Source organism: Methanoculleus methanifontis (assembly GCF_030464365.1).
Classification (GTDB): Archaea; Halobacteriota; Methanomicrobia; order Methanomicrobiales; family Methanoculleaceae; genus Methanoculleus; species Methanoculleus methanifontis.
Genome location: NZ_VCYI01000003.1, coordinates 138,991 through 156,209, shown reverse-complemented (window position 1 = coordinate 156,209; position 17,219 = coordinate 138,991). Strand labels below are relative to the sequence as shown.

Sequence of the window (17,219 nt, the reverse complement as noted above, 5' to 3'; positions counted from 1 at the left end):
CAACGCATCTCTTCACCTTGTTGTTATATTAGCAACAACATTTATTGCTAAACAGTATATATACATGATGGTATGAAGGCTCCCCGGGACGTTCCGAACGCTCTCCTCGAATCTCTTAAATCGCTGGGACTTACGAAGTACGAAGCCCTCGTGTATATCGGGCTTCTCAGAACAGCGGGCGCGACTGCAACGGAAGTTCACGAGATCTCCGGCGTGCCGCGCGCATCCGTCTACCCGGTTCTCGATCGGCTCGTCCAGAAGGAACTGGTCAGCGTCTCGCACACGACGCCCAAACGCTTCGACGCGGTTCCCCCCGACCAGGGCGTCGAGAACCTGATGCGCCGGATCGAGAGCGATGCCCGGAGCGCCCGGGAGGCCCTCGACGTCTTTTACCGCGAGAAGGAACTGGAAGGCCGGGGCGACCGGGAACTGGTCTGGACGATCTACGGCGAAGAGAACATCAGAACCCGCCTCGCCGGCATGTTCGGGAGCGCGGAGCGGAGCGTGGAGGTGCTGGCGACGTGGGATATTCTCAAGGGGAGCGTGCTCCCGCTGCTTGAATCCGCTCCCGACCCCGTGCCGGTCGATATCGTCACCGAGCGCTGGGAAGGCGAGCAGCCTTCCCGGTTCCGGCTCCACATCCTTCCCCTTGCCGGGCTGCGCGAGACCCGTCTCCCGACGGAGAACCTGTTGCCGTATGAGCAGTCGGGCGTCTTTCTGGTGGACAACTCCCGGGCGCTGCTCTGGATGGGCGCGGTCGACGGGCAGCCGTCCGCCCTCTACTCGGAGTCCGAGGGGCTCGTCCTGTTTGTGCGACGGCATATCACCACCGTCACGGAGTGGGCGAAGGCTGCGGTTCAGTAATCGTCCAGGTAGCCCATCTCCCGGATATCGATCAATCCTTTGAGCGCCCGGGTCACGACCGGCTTTCCCGCCTCCCTGACGGCCGCCATCGCGTTCGTGCCCCCGACCATCGCCACGCCCACGTACTGCGGGCTAACCGGGACACCCAGGAGGGGAACATTCGGGGCGCCGACATCGAGGATGCCGGAGAACCCTATGGCCGCAAGTTCGTCGAGCACCACACCCAGGAGTTGTTCGGCCTCCATGTGGCACTCTCTGATGTTTGCAAGGATGTTGCCCTTTCCGTGGTTCATGACGTCAAGGATCGACGTGGCCTCCTGTGAGATGAGAACCTCAAGCGGATCGAGCGTGGTGTCGCGGTAGAGGATCATGCTTGTGAACCGTTGCGCAACCCTCCCGTCGACCTCGACGATCCCGCCCCCGATCGGGCTTTCCGGGATGCCGCGCTGGAGAAGAAGAGCGTCGAGCGTGATGCTGCACATCGTGCAGACGGCGTGCCGGCCGTCCGGGACGGTGTAGCCGCCGACCTGCCCCCCGGGCCCGGTGACCAGGAGGCGGTCGCTGATGGTGATGCCCCGTTTGTGCGCCTCTTTCATGACGGAGAGCGCGAACTCAAGGTCGCGGCTCTCGATGAGCGAGAGGTTGTAGATGATCTTCCCCGTGTCGTCCTCCGGGCGGTAGGTCACCTTGAGCGCGTACTCCTCGATGCGGTGGTTGGTGAACTTCAGGGGAGCGTGCATTATCAGATCTCTTTGCCCTGCAGAGGATAAAGTGTTACCTTCCAACTGCTCCCGCGGATCCGGGTTGGTGCCGGACAGGGCAAAGCAGAGTGATGGCCGTACCCCTGCCAACCCCTGCACTGACACACATACCCATCCACCGGGAAACGAATGGGGCAGATACTACGATGATGGGGTTGCATACGGCCTCACGCAGGGAACGCGAAAACCATCCCGCCACAGAGACTGTTAAAAAAATGGTATGACCCCGGTCAGGCGTCCGCCTGGTCAACCGCGGGGGAAAGGCCGACCGTCGTGGCCTTATCTGACCGCGCCGGCTTGAACTCCCGATACTCTTTCAGGGAGACCGTCAGATCCCGGGTGAAGGCGAAGTAACCGATCTGGGTCGTCCGGCAGAGGTTCATCGCCATCTCCATCAACCCCCGGGGGTCCGGGCGCGCTTCCCCGAGCCATACGTGGAAGATGTTCCCGCCGTCCACGATGGGGAAGAAGATGTGCTCGATCTCGATCCGTTTCGTGAGCGCCACCGGGGCTCCCGGGGCGACATGGGTCCCGTTGGTGTAGTAAATGGGGAGGTCGAGCGTCGTGCCGAGCATATCGAGCGCCGCATCGGCGTCGCCCTTGACGACCCGGATGGCGTGGTCGCGGAACCGCTCATCGAGGAGGTCCGCGACCGCGAACCGCTGCCCGGTCGTCTCCGCCGGGGTGCGGGCGAGGGCGATCGTCATGTTGTGCTTCTTCGAGAGTTCGCGAGCATACATCTCGAGTTCGGTCATTGCCCGGACGGCGAGACGGAACGCCTCCTTCGACTCGTGGAGTTGGTGGCCGGTGAAGTGCTGCACCATCTCGTTGACCCCGACCACGCCGATGGTGTAGACGAGCCCTTCGAGATCCACGGCAACCGCGCCGCGCTCGCCGGTGTTCGGGTCCTTCGGGCGCTGCATCGCAAACGGCATCCGGCCGTTCGTCCGGATGAGAGACATCCAGCGGCGCTTGATCCGGTAGAGGTCGACGGCGATGTCCATGAACGACTTCAGTTCGGCAAAGAGCCGTTCCTGGTCCCCCTCCGCCTTATACGCCGCCCGCGGACAGTTGATGGACATCACCTGCCAGGATCCCATCGAGAAGTGTTTCCCCTCCCGGAAGTAGAGTTTGTCCTCGAACTCGTCGTCCTCATCGGCGAGAGATGAGAACTGGTAGGCACAGCAGTTCCCGGTCACGATCCCGAGCGCGTTTGTGAACGTGTGGGTGCCGGCGACGTCAACGAGGTCGTAGACGTAGCCGTCGTACTCCACCGGCTCGATTGAGCGGATACGGAGCGGGTGCACGTCTCCACGGGCAATTCGCCCGATCTCCTCCTCCCGTACGAGGGGTGGAATGACGAGCGTAACCTGGATCTTCTCTATCCCGGTATCGTTGTCCCTGCTTGCACAGGCAACACCGGTGCATCCGGCTGCGACCGCGTTCGCCGGGATGGATGTGAAAGGTCCGCCGCTCTCTCTTCCTGCGGGCACCTCAGCACTGTAGCCGGTCTCTGCGTGGAACCACTCTATCTGGTTGTGATCTGTTATTCTGCAGGTGTAGGTCTTTTGCGGGGCTTCTTCGCCCGGAGGCGGCAAAACCGTCCTTTCCCGTTCAGCGTAGCTCATCTGGACGCCGATCCGACCGGTCAGCCAGATCAACTTCTGGGCCGCTTCCCGGGAGGCCGCGTTCAGCCTGATGCTTCTGGCACGGCGTGCGGAATGGCTCCCTCTGGTTGTGCTGAAGGCCGCACCAAGGAAATCGGCCACCAGGGAGCGGTCGAGGTTGAAGAGGAGATCGGGTACCGACTTGTCGTCATCGGAGGAACCGCACCCGAGGGCGTTGATGAGGAGGTGAATGAGTTTGCTGTTGACGACGATCTCGCTCCCCGCCGTTGTCTCGCGGATCTGGGGTTCATGTCCGAGGACGGCGCGGATGCATGCAGCGGTGTCCACCGCAAGGTTGGAATGGCATTCCTCAAACGAGAACCTGACCGTGTAATGCCGTCCGGACCGCTCGGTGCACCCCGCTGCAAGGTAGTAGCCGAGTAACTTCGAGAGGTCCGGGCCGGCCGGGAGGGTACCGGGGAGGACGTGCCGCCCGGAGGTCCGGAGTTTTACACCGTCCCCGGTGACGCGGATCGCGTCGCCGTGGCCCGCCTTCTTGAGCGTCTCTGCGACATCGATCTCCGTGACCAATCTTTCGCAGAATCCGCCGGTCTTCAGCACCGGCAGGTGGTCGCCGACGCTGAGGTTTCCTGCCGTTTCCCTGGCGAACCTGCCGCCATCAAGGACATAGACGGGGTGGTCGGGGGTGACGGTGATCTGCCGTCCCGACTCCAGGGTGATCCGGAGGAGGTCGCCGGTGTACCGCTGGCGCATCACGCCGCGGAACGGGCGAAGTGACGACTTCAGGGTATCGAAGTCGACGCTCGGAGCCAGTCCGTCATAGTAGGCGAGCTCCGTGCCGAAAGAGTCGATCCGTCTCCCGTTCTTTGCTGCAACATCAAAGAGATCGCTGATCGCCCTGACGGCAATCTTCCCGTCTCCATCCGCCACCGGGACGAGCTCGTCGGCCGCCAGACACTGGTAGCACGAGATCCCCTCCCCGGCCCCCCGGTAGGGGGGGATCTGGTTGTCGTAGTAGGGGGTGCCGTACTTGGACGCGAGTTCGAACGTCATCAGGTAGAGATCCTGGTACGTGGGAAGATCCGGGTGCTCGCGGTTGAACTCCTCGTCCTCGTTAAGGAAGTCGGGCTCGATGCTGATCTCGGGTTTCGGGAAGGAGAAGGGCTTGCCCCAGTAGTCGCCCTCGAGCATCACCTCCATCAGCGCCTTGAAGAGGAGCCGGACCTCGCGCTCGAATTCACCGTAGGTCCGGAGCGGCGCCTGTTCTCCGTTCCAGACTTTGCCGCGGTAGACACAGGGTTTGTCCTTCCAGAGGGTCGGGACGCCCGGGGAGAGCTGGACCGACGAGAAGACCACCTGGCCGCCGCGTGCGACCATCATCTGGGTCATCTCATAGACGAACATCTGCATCAACTGCCTGATCTCCTCGTAGCCCATCCCCTCGAAGAAGGGCGCCATGAACGTGAGGAAGTTGTAGTAGCCCTGCCCACCGGCGAAGTTCGTCTGGGCGGACCCGAGTGCCTTGACCGCGTGGAGAACCGCCACCTCGGCCCGCTTCGCGGGGCCGGCGACCGAGGCCTTCGTCCCGTTCCCGTCAGGCATCAGGCCGTAGTAGAAGAAGTAACGCAGGTCCCAATCCTGGCAAAACGGGCGGGATCCAAAGTATTCCAGGTCATGGATGTGGAGATCGCCGCGAAGGTGGTGGTCTGCGAGTTCTGGAGGGAGCTGCAGGAGGTACTGCTCCTTGCTGATCTTGTCCGCTTTCTTCTTGTGCGAGGTCTCGGCGTTCTCCTGGAGATTGGCGTTGTCGTGCGCCTCGAATCCCCGCCCGACATCGATGAGGTGCGCGTCGAAGACCGGCGTGCCCACCCGGGTGCACACGTTGCGGTAGGGGACGAGGCCGCGCTCAAGGAGCGTCATGTTTACGATCTCCCGGATAAGGGGGCCTGAGAGTGATTGGAGACCCAGCATCTGGATCTTCTTCTCGACCCGCCGGGCGATATCCCTCGCCGTCTCCTCGTCGGCCCCCTCGTAGCCGTAGAAGGTCTCCACAAGCCGGCTCTCCTCCAGGATCTGCTTGACGATCCGGTTCCGATTCCAGTCAAGGAGGTAGCCCCGCGAGGTCCGGACCTTCGGGAACGTCGGAACGAACTCCCCGAATAGAGTTGCCTGTGTCGACTTGCGGGTCAACCTTATGCCCCCGCGATCAGATCGCCAACAAGATCTTCCTGGAATGTGCCGCCGCTAAAGAGATCGGCGGACGTGTAGAATGCGTCACCCTTCTGCAGAACCGGCGCCTCCTGAACAAATATGCCGTTCATACGGAGTTCGGTCAGCGCTTCGGCCGACGCCATGTCGCACTCGACGAAAGGAACTCCCCTGGAGGCCAGGAACTCTTTGAGTATTTCGCAATTCGGGCAAAATTCCAGTGTGTATACGATGAATTGCGTTGTATCGGAAATGATAATACCCCCGGATTATTCGGTCACTATGTTTTCGTTTTGCACGGTTATAACAGATACTCATTGAGCCCAGGACGCTACTTCTCATCACAAAGCATATTCCCGAACCCCCGATGTGGATACCCCAAAACCTCCCACCAGCCGGACTCCTCGGCCGCCTTGCACTGCGTTCCGATGCTCAAGTCTCCGCAGGACAATCACCATTTTGTAGGGTGAAGCATGATAGTATGGTAATATGGTCAGGACGTTCGTTGCAATCGATCTGCCGGAGGAGATCCGTGAACGCGCCCGTGAGTCCCAGGAGATCCTGAGACGGTCATCCGGGCGGCTTGCCATCGTCGACCCTGCAAACCTCCATCTCACGGTGAAGTTTCTCGGGGAGGTCGAACCGGCGCAGATCGAGCCGATCGTCGATGCGCTCCGGGCTGTCCGGGCCGACCCCTTCAGCCTGACGGTCGGGTATCCGGTCTGCAACCCGCCGCGGAAGCCGCGGGTGATCTGGTGCGACGTCACGGACGGCGGGGAGAGCGCTGCTCTCGCCCAACAGGTGGACGACCTCCTTGCACCGCTTGGTTTCCGCCGGGAGACCCGTCCATTCCGCCCCCATATGACCCTTGCCCGGGTAAAAGAGTTCCACCCCTCGCAGTGTACGCAGGCGGCGTCCACCCCGCGCGAACCGCTCGGGACCTGCCGGGTGACAGGTATCAAACTCAAGAAAAGCACGCTGACACCCCGCGGTTCGATCTATGAAGATCTTGCGGAGGTCGCGTTTTGACCAGGTGCCCCTGCGAGGAGGAGGTGCTCAAAAAGATCCGCCCCACGCCCGAGGAGCGGACCTACGTCCGTGCGATCGGGCAGCAGTTGATCGAGGCGGTGGAGCGTTCGGGAAAGGCGAAAGCGATGATGGTGGGCTCGGTCGCCCGCGACACATTCGTCCGCGGCGACCGGGATCTCGATGTATTCATGCTCTTCGACCCAGCTCTCTCCCGGGAGGAACTGCAGGAGGAAGGTCTGGCCCTCGCGCACCGGATAGCGGAGGAGTTCGGCGCGACCTGGCGCGAGAAGTACGCGGAGCACCCCTACGTCAACGCGACGATCAACTCGCTGGACATCGACCTCGTCCCCTGCTACGCTGTCGCGAGCGCCACCGAGATCAAGAGCGCCGTGGACCGGACGCCGTTTCACACCCGCTACATCCTCGGCCACATCGGCAGCTACGCCGACGACGTCCTCCTCTTCAAGCAGTTCGCGAAGTCGGGCGGGGTCTACGGCTCGGATCACATGACAGAGGGGTTTTCCGGCTACCTCTGCGAGATCCTGACGATCCACTACGGTGGATTCCACCCGCTTCTTCGCGCCGCCGCCTGCTGGAAGCCCGGGGAAGTGATCGACATCGAAGAGCACGGGACGAAGGAGTTCGAGGACCCGCTCGTCGTCATCGATCCGGTCGACCCGGAGAGGAACGTGGCGGCGGCGCTCTCGCTCTCGCGGATGTTCGAGTTCGTGGAACTCGCCCGCGGCTACCTTGCCGCGCCGTCGGAGGCGTTCTTCTGCCGCCCTCCCTCGCCCCCGCTCACCCATGAGGTCTTCGCCCGCCTTCTCGCCGCGCGGGGGACGCATCTCTTCTCCATCACGTTTGGGACGCCGGACTACACACCCGATACGGTGGTTCCCCAGCTCAGGAAGTCCGCCGATTCAATCCGGGAACTCCTGGAACGGAGCGGGTTTCCGGCGAGCCGCATCGATGTCTGCATGGGAAAAGAGCGGTGCATGCTCCTCTTCGAGTTGATGGCCGAGACCGTCCCGGTGATGCGCCGGCATATCGGCCCGCCGCTCTCGACACGGGAGAACGCCGAGAAGTTCCTCGCGAAGTACGTCCAGGAAGAGGTCTTCGCCGGCCCCTACGTGGAGGACGGCCGCTACGTGGTCGAACTCCCGCGCCGGTACACCCGGGCCGTCGACCTGCTGCGGTCGAAGACGCTCTTTGACGTCGCGCTCGGCAAGCACGTCCGCCGCTCGATGAAGCAGGGCTGGACGGTGAAGGCCGGTGCGGAGTGCTGGGACGAGGAGTTTGCCGTCTTCATCTCCAGGTTCCTCGACCGGGCATCGCCGCTTGCGAGGATCAAGAGGCTGACGGGGAAGTAGGGGCCTGCCGGGCCGCTCCGGCGTCTCTCAACCGATCAGGGGAACCCTGCACCCCTGCACGTCGCCATCGGCCGGAGCCCCCGGTTCGTCCCGGACAGCTTTTTGCAGCGTGAACCGAAACGCTGCCCTCGCCCGGTGCCCGTGCATCTCCGATCCGTATATTACGTTGCAGTCCAATCTTTCAGCATGGTCGCGGCAAAATATGGTAAACTCGTCAGTCTCGGCCTCCTCACCTGGCTCCTCCCCTTCCTCATCTCGGCCCCTCTTTATTCACCAGAGGGCGAGCCGCTCTATGACATCTTCATGATCAAGTCGATCCTGATCGTCTTCTCGGCCGCGCTCGGGACCATCTCATCCTGGTCTACTTCGGGGGCGTGCGGAACCATTTCGTTCGGGAAGGCGCCCTGCTCGGCGGGGTATGGCTCCTGATCAACTGGGCGCTCGACGCCGCCGTCCTCCTGCCCCTCTCGGGGATGGACGCCGGCACCTACATGGGAGAGATCGGGCTTTGTTACCTCATGATCCCGATCATCGCCCTCGGGATCGGGTATGCGGCCGAGCAGGCTGTGCGGGATGCGACGATCCGTTAGGACCGGAGCTTGAGCACCAAAGGTGTGGGTTGCGAGTGCCGTCCCGGCAGGAGCACTTCACGTCTGGATCTTCCGGAAGAGGTACGCCCCGGCGACGGTCATGAGCACGGCGCAGGCGGCCATGACGGCGAGGCTCGCGAGCGGGTGAACCTGGGCGGTGCCCGAAAGGCCGTAGCGGATGCCCTCGACGCCGTAGGTCAGGGGGTCGGCGAGCGTCAGCGGCCGGAGCCAGCCGGGCAGGCTGTTGATGGGGAAGAGTGCCCCGGAAAGCCCGAAGATCGGGAAGATCACGAAGTTCATGATGAGCTGGAAGCCGTGCATGTCCTCCATCCTCGATGCAATCGCGATCCCGAACGCGGTGAAGGTCACGCCGATCAGCGCCATGAACCCGACGGCGACCAGGAACCCGGTGATGCCGGCGGGTTGGAGCCCGATGAAGAGCGCGAACACCATCAGGATCAGCCCCTGGATGACCGCCGTCGTCGCTCCCCCGAGCGTCTGGCCGATCATGATCTCGAGCCGCGAGACCGGGGCGACGAGCGTCTCTTTCAGAAACCCGAACTGTTTGTCCCAGATGATCTGGATCCCTGAAAAGACCGAGGTGAAGAGGACGCTCATCGCGACGATGCCGGGGATGATGAACTCGAGGTAACCTTCCTCCATGCCGGGAATCCGGACGATCGAGTTCAGCCCGAACCCGAGCACCAGCATGAAGAAGAGGGGCATTCCGAGGCTGCCGACGATCCTGCTCTTTGAGCGCAGGTAGCGCTTGACGTTGCGCAGCCAGATGGTATAGACGATATCCATGCTTACCGCCTCCTTGCCCGCTGGAACATGCGTATCGTCTCTTTGCCGTCCGCCTCCTCGTCCCTGATCGTCTTTCCCGTATAGTGCAGGAAGACGTCCTCGAGCGTCGGTTTCCTCACCGAGAGGGAGTTGATGCCGATGCCGCTCTGGTGGATGGCGGTCACGATCCCGGGGATGTGCCGGTCGGCTTCCTGCAGGCGGACCGTCACCGAGCCGTCGTGCCGCTCGATCCCGGAGACCCATGGGGCGGTCAGGAGATCGGCGATTTTATCGGGGTCGGGGGAGGTTATGGTGACGACGTCGCCGCCGATGGAATGTTTCAGGTTCTCCGCGGTGTCGAGCGCGACGATCGTCCCGCGGTCGACGATCGCTATGCGGTCGCAGAGCCGGTCGGCTTCCTCCATGTAGTGTGTGGTGAGGATGATGGTGATGCCCTTCTCGTTGTTTAACCGCGCGATATACTCCCAGAGATGGTTTCGCGTCTGGGGATCGAGGCCGAGGGTGGGCTCGTCCAGGAAGAGCACTTTCGGCTCGTGGAGCAGTCCCCGGGCGATCTCGAGCCGTCGGCGCATGCCGCCCGAGTAGGTCTTGACGAGGTCGTCTTTCCGGTCGGCAAGCCCGACGAGAGCCAGGAGTTCGCCGATACGCCGGCGCCGCTCCTCCCCGCCGATCCGGTAGAGGCGGCCGTGGAAGTCCATGTTCTCGTACGCCGTCAGTTCTTCGTCCAGGCTCTGGTCCTGAAAGACGATCCCGATGGACTTGCGGACGTCGTCTTCCCGCGTCACGACATCGTGGCCGTTGACCGTCGCCGTGCCCGAGGTGGGTTTCTGCATCGTCGAGAGCATGGAGATGGTCGTGGTTTTTCCCGCTCCGTTCGGGCCGAGGAGCCCGAAGATCTCGCCGCTCGCGATGGAGAACGAGATGCCGTCGACGGCGACGAGATCGCCGAAGGATTTCGTCAGGTTGCGTGCGTCTATGGCCTGCATGGGGTTCTCCGAGATGGTGCGTTTGAACCGCTCATCTTCACTCCTCCGGCGGCTCCTCCGGCTCGACTTCGAAGATCCGGAGCATCTCCTCTGCGATCCGGCGGAACTTATCCGCTTTGACGACGGCAAGCCCGCGCCCTTCGTCGCCGAGGATCATCAGCGTGTCGCCGGGCTTGATATCGAAGATCTCGCGCGCTTCTTTCGGGATGACGATCTGGCCGCGTTCGCCGACCTTGACCGTCCCGAAGATGTGTTTTCTGCCGCCGTGGTCGTGGCAGCGGTGGTGGTCGTGGAACATAGGTTCTGTCACTCCGTTGGTGTGTTTCCCGACAGCGGACGGCATCGCAGGTATTCTCCGGTCTCCGCTTCGATAGTCCATAATCCCGAGTCCAGGAGTGCCCTGCGCGTTTTCTCCCGCGGCTGGTGCCCGTCGTCCAGGATCAGGATGCCGTCCGGTTTCGTGATCCGGTGGAGTTCTGCGAGGAACGCCTTCTGGTTTTCGACCATGTGGAACATGTCGAGGGCGTAGGCGAGGTCCGCGACCGCATCGGGGAGACCGGAGTCGTAGCCCTTCGCACGGACAGGGACGACGTTTGCGAGCCCTTCCTTGCGGGCCCGGCGGGAGACGGCCTCGACGGCAAGCTCGTGGACGTCCACCGCGTAGACGGTGCCGGCCGCACCGACGAGCCCGGATGCCTCTTTGACGTAGCTCCCCGGGCCGCACCCGTAATCCACGACGGTCATGCCTTCCCGGATCCTGATCTCCACAAGCAGTCTCCCCGGAGGGCGAATGCGATCCCTGACGCGGAACGCAAGCGACATCAGCCTGAAGTGGAGATCCGGCATGCGGTCTGCCTGTTCTGCAGTGTTATGCGTGTATGCGGCCATACAGCACCTCCCTTATCGGTACAGGCCCCGGTACGCCTCTGCGAAGCCGGTGCACCGTGCCCACCTCACACAATTCATGCATTTCATACTAATATGAATTGTCATACCAGATGAACCTCCCGACCCCGGGGTGCGGTGAGGGCGAGTGTACATAAATCGTCGCTTTTGCGGGTCAGGGTTGCCTGAAGGGGGCGTTGCCCGGCGATACGTCCGACCGGCTCAATACGGAATCCCGGAGGGCTGGGAACCGTAAAGGGATAAAAAAAGTATTATTCCTGCCGGCGCTGCGCTTTCCGCGCGGCCAGCTGCTCGATGATGTGGAGATCGACGGCGCTGCCGGTCGCGAGTTTCCCCTGCCAGACCGCACGGTCGACGAACCCTCTCCCGATGTCGTTACGGATAACGAGCGTCGTGTACCCGTCCGGCGACCCGACGGCACCCGCGGAGACGTCCGCGTTCACCGCCGTAAAGTCGTTGCAGACCCCGCACCCGGGGCGGACGGACTCCTCCAGCTCGGCGAGCGGGATGGAGATGTGCCGCTCGTCCTGCAGGTAGACGTCCAGTTTGCCCTTGATGTCCAGGTGGCGGATCTCCCAGGGCTCGATCTTGCGCTCGGACTGCAGTTTCCCCTCGACCAGTTTCGCGTAGTCGAAGGTCTCCGTGCAGAAGAGGCCGATCACGAGCCGGATCGCCTTCGCGTAGGGCCGGAGGAGTTCGTGGTCGCTCGCCCGGATCGCCTGGGTCGCCCGCGCCACACAGGGCACGCCCACGACCGCGATGTGCCGGTACTTCCGGGTGACCACGGCTTCCTTGAGGGACGCAAGGAGCGGCACCCACCAGGAGTAGCGGCTCCCGGCGTGCTGGACGAGTTCCTCTGAGGAGGTGATCACCGCAGACGACGGTTTCATCGTCCAGGGGTCTCTCGTCACGGTGACAACCGCATCGATAAGCCCTTCATCGAGCGCGTTGACGAGGATCGCCGTCACCGCGCCGCCGCTCTGCTTGCGCTCAACGGTGAATACCGAACGGGCCGCAACGATATCCTGGTACTCCCCGAGCATCTTCCCCTGCGCCGCGAGGTCGACCCGCGGGCAGGCTGCGTAGCACGCCCCGCAGGGCACGCCGTCGTTATCGGCCTTGCAGTAGCCGATGTTCACCGGCGTATCGGTGTTCCCCGGCTCGAACCGGAGGGCATCCGCCGGGCAGACCGCCACGCACGCCCCACACCCGGAGCAGAGTTCCGTATCCCAGACCTCCGACTTCAGGTCTTTGAATGTCTTCATCTCCATGCCTATCACTCCCACGTGTACTTCCCGGCAAAGGGTCTTGCGCTCGCAGGGACGATCCGGGTGTAGTCCGCCTTTACGAGCGGCTCCGCATCGAGCCCGAAATCGGCTGCAAACTCCTGGATGACCGGGGCGATCCGTGCCCTGTCCTCGTCAGTGAGCGGCAGTTTCTTTGCCCCTGCAGCGAGGCAGGCTTCGTCCACGTCTCCGCGGATGACGATCTCGCCGCCATGGATTCCGCTCCCGATCTCCCGGGCTTTCATGGCTCCGTCGAGACCGAGAACGAGCAAGAGGCCGCCCGCCATGTACTCGCCGAGGAACGTCTGTGCCGACCCGCCGACGACCAGTATGGGCCGCTGCGTCTCGTACTGCTTCATGTGGATCCCGCCCCGGTAACCGATATCTCCGCGGACGAAGACCTTGCCGCCCCGCATGCTGTGCGCCACCGCATCGCCGGCGCTCCCGTGGATCACCACCTTCCCGGAATCCATTGTGTTACCGGGCGCGTGCTCCGCGTTGCCGCTGACGATGACGGTCGGACCGCTCATGAACATGGCGAGATCCCCGCCTGCAACGCCGTTAACCCGGATGGTGGCGTTCCCGCGAAGACCGTTGCCGATGAACCGCTGCCCGAGGACGTTGTCGACGACGATCTCGTCGACCCCGTCCTCGACAGCCTTCCTGATCTGCTGGTTTAAGGGGGTGTAATGCACTCCCTTCGCATCGATCGTGACCTGTTTTGCCATTGTTCTCACGCTCCCACCGACTTGACGTCGAGAATTTCGAGGAGCCCTTCGTCAAGCATGTAGCCCCGGAGCCGGTCGCGGTTGCCGCGCAGGCTCTCGATGCTGTTGATACCCGCCGCACCCATCAGTTCGGTGATCTCGAGCGTCCAGGCACGGATCAGGTTTGCCACCTGGTTCGATGCCACGTCGGGGTCAAGGCGCGCCACGAGATCTGGACGCTGGGTGGCGATTCCCCAGGAGCAGAGGCCCTGGTAGCAGTTTCCGCAGACCCGGCAGCCCATCGCCACGAGCGCCGCGGTGCCGATGTAGACCGCATCGGCGCCGAGGGCGATCGCCTTGATGACATCGGCGCTCTCCCGGATGCTGCCGCAGGCGATGAGAGAGACCTCGTTCCTGAGCCCCTGGTTGCGGAGTTCCCTGTCGGCGGTCGCGATGGCGACCTCGATCGGGATACCGACGTGGTCGCGGAAGACCCGCGGTGCCGCGCCGGTACCGCCGCGGAACCCGTCGATGGCGATGGCGTCCACCCCGGACCGGGCGACGGCCGCAACGTTCTCGGCGTTGTTGTTGACGGCGGCGATCTTCGCGAAGATTGGCTTCTTCCGCTCCGTCGCTTCCTTGACGGAGTTGACGAGTTGGGGAAGATCCTCGATGCCGTAGATATCGTGGTGCGGCGCAGGGCTGATCGCGTCGCTACCCTGCGGGATCATCCTTGTCTTGGAGACGTCCGCACTCACCTTCTCTCCCGGGAGGTGCCCGCCGATGCCCGGTTTTGCGCCCTGGCCGAGTTTGAGTTCGATCGCGGCGCCGCGCTCCAGGTAGTCGACGTTCACGCCGAACCGTCCGGAGGCGATCTGGACGATCATCCGGTCCTGGTAGGGGTAGAGACCGGGATGGAGTCCACCCTCGCCGGTGCCCATGAACGTCCCGGTCTCTTTTGCCGCCCGGGCCATCGCCACGTGGGCGTTGAGGCTGAGCGCACCGTAACTCATGTGGCCGAGCATGATCGGCGTCTCGAGCATGAGGTTCGGGGTGAGTTCCGTGGAGAGTTCGACGTCGCCGTTCGGTTTCTGCGTGAACTCCAGTTTCGACGGCTTCTTCCCGAGGTAGGTCCGGAGCTCGACGGGCTCACGGAGCGGGTCGGTCGGAGGCGTGGTGACCTGGCAGGCGTCCAGCATCAGGTGGTCGAAGATGATCGGAAGGTTCGCGACGCTGCCCATCCCGGCGAGGATGATCTTACCCGTCCTGGCCTGGTTGTAGATCGATTCCCTGACCCCCCTGGTCCAGACCGGGTGGCTCCGGTAATCGCAGGGATGCTCCTGGAGCATGATGGCGTCCCGGGGGCAGTAGGTGAGGCACCGGTGGCAGGCGGTGCAGTTCCGTGAGTTGATGAGGATCCTCTCACCATCCCACCGGAAGACACCGTAGGGGCAGTTCTCGACACAGCGTCCGCACTCCATGCACTGCTCCCGGTCGATGCTGATCCGGTAGCGGAGCGGCATGCTCCCGAAGTTGCTGTTCATGGGGCAACCCTCCCGATCACCGGCTCTCCTGCAGCCGGTCGCGTTATCGACTCGACCTTCGGTTCCATAGCGCGGATCGCTGTCTCTTCGCTTGCGATGTAGAGCCGATCGCCGCACTCGCCGACGACCATCGGCCGGAGTTTGCCCCGGTCGGTGAACCCGACCATCATATCGGGGTTCGCGGCCACGACGGTGAACGGCCCGTTCATTGTCGCGGAGCCGTAGGCAAACCGGAGGGCCCGGTTCAGGTTTTGCTCGGCTTCAGGCATCCGGTCGATCTCGTCCCAGTAGGGCGGGGCGAGCGCGCGGATGGCGAGGTTGATGTCAAGGCCGTGCTTGCGCGTCAGAAGATCGATTAAGTAGGCGATGACCTCGCTGTCGGTGCCGGTCGAGCAGTTGTAGCCGAAACTTTCGACGTAGCGCCGGTTGGCCCCGTAGGTGGTGGTCTTTCCGTTCTCCACGACACTCCAGTCGTGCAGGTTGAACGGGTCGGGCCGTTCCCACAACTCAGGGTTGCTCGTCGCGTAGCGGTTGTGCGCGAGCCAGATGTAGCCCTCGTAGTCCTGAATACGGTAGTAGTCCGCCACATCCTCCGGCCAGCCGCTGGCTTTGAAAAGGCCGACGTTCTTGCCGGAAGAGACGATTTCAGCACCGTTCGCACAAGCGTTGATCTGCATCACGAGATTCGTGACGACGTCCTTCTCCGGTGACGCGCTTCCCGGAGCAAGGGATGCGTCGGGCTTGAAGAAGTAACGCCAGGGGGTACAGTTTACCTTGAGATTCAGCTGGTCGCAGGTAGGGATCGCTTCGTCGCATTCGATTGATCCCCACTGCTCCAGTGTTGCGTCGACAATCGCTTTGTTCTCGCATGCGTTGTCGAAGAAGACATGGAGCGCGTAGCAGTCCCGGTAGTCGGGGTAGATGCCATAGGCGACGTACCCCGCCCCCTCGCCGCTGCCGCGCTCGTTCATCATGGAGAGGGCTTCGCGGATGCCGGAACCATCCATCATCTGGCGCCTCTTATCCATTACACCAAAAATGCCGCACATGGTTACCTCGGTGAGTATGTTCAGTTGCCGTTTTCTGGAACTCTGCCCGGGAATATTTGTGTCAATAGGTATTTATTTCATCGGATAGAAGAAGACTTCCACATGTCCCGTGACGCCACTTCTGCAATGCTCGAGCGCATCGAACAGGATAACGTCCGATTCCTCCGTCTTCAATTTACCGACCTCCTCGGTATGCCCAAAAATGTCGCGATCCCGGTGAAGCAGGCCGAGAAGGCACTGACCACCGGCATCGGGTTCGACGGATCGTCGATAGAAGGGTTTGTCCGGATTGAGGAGTCCGATATGGTGCTCAAACCCGACCTCTCGACCTACACCCTCCTGCCCTGGCGGTCAGGGGAGTATGCGGAGGCGCGTTTCGTGTGCGATGTCTACAAGGCCAGCGGCAAACCGTTCGAAGGTGACCCGCGCTACGTGCTCCGGCGGGCGATGGAGGACGCCGCGAAGGACGGCTACGTCTTCAACACCGGCCCGGAACTGGAGTTCTTCCTCTTCAAGATGCTCGAGGGGCGGCCGACCACACAGTTCCAGGACGTAGGGGGCTACTTCGACCTCGCGCCGACCGATCTTGCTGAAGACGTCCGGCGCGAGATCATCCTCGCGCTCACGGAGATGGGGTTCGAGATCGAGGCGTCGCACCACGAGGTCGCCGAGAGCCAGCACGAGATCGACTTCAAGTACAGCGACGCACTCCATACGGCCGACAATGTCATCTCCTTCAAGTTCGCCGCGAAGACGATTGCGCTGATGCGCGGCCTGCACGCATCCTTCATGGCAAAGCCCATCTACGGCATCTGCGGGAGCGGGATGCATACCAACTGTTCGCTGGCAAAGAACGATAAGAACGCCTTCTACGACCCGGACGCACCGCTGCAGCTCTCAAAGACCTGCATGCACTTCATCGGCGGGCTGCTCAAACATGCAAAAGCCATCACCCGGCTCGCGAATCCGACGGTCAACTCCTACAAACGGCTCGTCCCGGGCTATGAAGCGCCCTGCTACGTCAGCTGGAGCGCCGGCAACCGGTCGGCCCTGGTGCGGGTCCCGTCGCCCCGTGGCAACAGCACCCGGGTCGAGTTCCGCAGCCCCGATCCGACCTGCAACCCCTACCTCGCCTTCGCCGCGATGCTCACCGCCGGGATGGAAGGCGTCCGTAACGAGATAGAGCCGCCGGTAGGCGTCGATACAAATATCTACCATATGTCGATCGAGGAGCGGAAAGGCGCCGGGATCGAGACGCTGCCCGGAGACCTTCACGAGGCGAACCAGGCCCTGCTCGCCGACGATCTCATCTGCAGGGCGTTCGGCCCCCACGTCGTCGAGGCGCTCACGAGCGTTGCCGAAGCCGAGTGGGACGCCTACCGGACGGCCGTCCACCCCTGGGAGCTCGACCGGTATCTCGCGACCTACTAAACTCTTTTTTTTTGGCGGATTGCTGCCGCCTCTTTGTGGTGTAAAATAACAGG

General features: G+C 62.7%; 17 protein-coding genes. 6 read left to right on the top strand and 11 right to left on the bottom strand.

Translation table 11 applies throughout. The features are described from left to right. Positions 1-72: 72 nt before the first annotated feature. Positions 73-864 (top strand): TrmB family transcriptional regulator, encoded by a 792-nt coding sequence (locus FGW20_RS03490; RefSeq protein ID WP_301676700.1) that lies wholly within the window; start codon positions 73-75, stop codon positions 862-864. On the opposite strand, the gene FGW20_RS03485 is transcribed toward FGW20_RS03490, so the two are convergent. The 3 genes from FGW20_RS03485 to FGW20_RS03475 all read right to left on the bottom strand — a co-directional run bounded on the left by FGW20_RS03485 (position 858) and on the right by FGW20_RS03475 (position 5,607). After that, a complete protein-coding gene (locus FGW20_RS03485) occupies positions 858-1,604 on the bottom strand; it encodes a DUF128 domain-containing protein (RefSeq protein ID WP_301676699.1) in 747 nt (248 codons plus the stop codon). The genes FGW20_RS03490 and FGW20_RS03485 overlap by 7 nt on opposite strands. A 251-nt stretch (positions 1,605-1,855) precedes the next feature. After that, on the bottom strand, positions 1,856-5,224 hold the full coding sequence (gene nrdD / locus FGW20_RS03480) for an anaerobic ribonucleoside-triphosphate reductase (RefSeq protein WP_437178570.1): 3,369 nt from the start codon (positions 5,222-5,224) through the stop codon (positions 1,856-1,858). A 221-nt stretch (positions 5,225-5,445) separates the two neighbouring features. Then, positions 5,446-5,607 (bottom strand): hypothetical protein, encoded by a 162-nt coding sequence (locus FGW20_RS03475; RefSeq protein WP_496197193.1) that lies wholly within the window; start codon positions 5,605-5,607, stop codon positions 5,446-5,448. A gap of 343 nt (positions 5,608-5,950) precedes the next feature. Here FGW20_RS03475 and thpR point away from each other — a divergent pair, with 343 nt between their 5' ends. The 4 genes from thpR (at position 5,951) to FGW20_RS03455 (ending at position 8,450) form a co-directional block, all read left to right on the top strand. Then, complete coding sequence (gene thpR / locus FGW20_RS03470; RefSeq protein ID WP_301676697.1) at positions 5,951-6,490, top strand: RNA 2',3'-cyclic phosphodiesterase; 540 nt, start codon at positions 5,951-5,953, stop codon at positions 6,488-6,490. Next, positions 6,487-7,860 carry a CCA tRNA nucleotidyltransferase gene (cca, locus tag FGW20_RS03465; RefSeq protein WP_301676696.1) on the top strand — a complete coding sequence of 458 codons (1,374 nt, stop codon included), beginning with the start codon at positions 6,487-6,489 and terminating at the stop codon, positions 7,858-7,860. Before thpR ends, cca begins: the two co-directional genes overlap by 4 nt. A 186-nt stretch (positions 7,861-8,046) precedes the next feature. Beyond that, the gene (locus FGW20_RS03460; protein ID WP_301676695.1) at positions 8,047-8,289 is read left to right on the top strand and encodes a hypothetical protein; all 243 of its coding nucleotides are present in this window, start codon (positions 8,047-8,049) and stop codon (positions 8,287-8,289) included. After that, positions 8,235-8,450 (top strand): hypothetical protein, encoded by a 216-nt coding sequence (locus FGW20_RS03455; protein WP_301676694.1) that lies wholly within the window; start codon positions 8,235-8,237, stop codon positions 8,448-8,450. Before FGW20_RS03460 ends, FGW20_RS03455 begins: the two co-directional genes overlap by 55 nt. A 57-nt stretch (positions 8,451-8,507) precedes the next feature. Here the strand turns inward: FGW20_RS03455 and FGW20_RS03450 are convergent, their stop codons facing one another. The 8 genes from FGW20_RS03450 to FGW20_RS03415 form a co-directional block, all read right to left on the bottom strand. Further along, the gene (locus FGW20_RS03450) at positions 8,508-9,257 is read right to left on the bottom strand and encodes an ABC transporter permease (RefSeq protein ID WP_301676693.1); all 750 of its coding nucleotides are present in this window, start codon (positions 9,255-9,257) and stop codon (positions 8,508-8,510) included. Between the two features lie 2 nt (positions 9,258-9,259). Continuing rightward, complete coding sequence (locus FGW20_RS03445; RefSeq protein WP_301676692.1) at positions 9,260-10,243, bottom strand: ATP-binding cassette domain-containing protein; 984 nt, start codon at positions 10,241-10,243, stop codon at positions 9,260-9,262. 37 nt (positions 10,244-10,280) lie between these two features. After that, positions 10,281-10,541: an AbrB/MazE/SpoVT family DNA-binding domain-containing protein gene (locus FGW20_RS03440; RefSeq protein ID WP_301676691.1), complete on the bottom strand. Its 261-nt coding sequence runs from the start codon at positions 10,539-10,541 to the stop codon at positions 10,281-10,283. Positions 10,542-10,549: 8 nt separating this feature from the next. Then, positions 10,550-11,131, bottom strand: a complete 582-nt coding sequence (locus tag FGW20_RS03435; protein ID WP_301676690.1) for a class I SAM-dependent methyltransferase — start codon at positions 11,129-11,131, stop codon at positions 10,550-10,552. A gap of 269 nt (positions 11,132-11,400) precedes the next feature. Then, on the bottom strand, positions 11,401-12,420 hold the full coding sequence (locus FGW20_RS03430) for a Coenzyme F420 hydrogenase/dehydrogenase, beta subunit C-terminal domain (protein WP_301676688.1): 1,020 nt from the start codon (positions 12,418-12,420) through the stop codon (positions 11,401-11,403). A gap of 5 nt (positions 12,421-12,425) precedes the next feature. Further along, positions 12,426-13,163: a GltB/FmdC/FwdC-like GXGXG domain-containing protein gene (locus FGW20_RS03425; protein WP_301676687.1), complete on the bottom strand. Its 738-nt coding sequence runs from the start codon at positions 13,161-13,163 to the stop codon at positions 12,426-12,428. A 5-nt stretch (positions 13,164-13,168) separates the two neighbouring features. Continuing rightward, the gene (locus FGW20_RS03420) at positions 13,169-14,686 is read right to left on the bottom strand and encodes a glutamate synthase-related protein (protein WP_301676686.1); all 1,518 of its coding nucleotides are present in this window, start codon (positions 14,684-14,686) and stop codon (positions 13,169-13,171) included. Continuing rightward, positions 14,683-15,735: a class II glutamine amidotransferase gene (locus FGW20_RS03415; RefSeq protein ID WP_301676685.1), complete on the bottom strand. Its 1,053-nt coding sequence runs from the start codon at positions 15,733-15,735 to the stop codon at positions 14,683-14,685. The genes FGW20_RS03420 and FGW20_RS03415 overlap by 4 nt, the downstream gene beginning before the upstream one ends. Positions 15,736-15,837: 102 nt before the next feature. On the opposite strand from FGW20_RS03415, the gene glnA reads away from it, so the two are divergent. Beyond that, the gene (gene glnA / locus FGW20_RS03410; protein ID WP_301676684.1) at positions 15,838-17,166 is read left to right on the top strand and encodes a type I glutamate--ammonia ligase; all 1,329 of its coding nucleotides are present in this window, start codon (positions 15,838-15,840) and stop codon (positions 17,164-17,166) included. Positions 17,167-17,219: the final 53 nt, after the last annotated feature.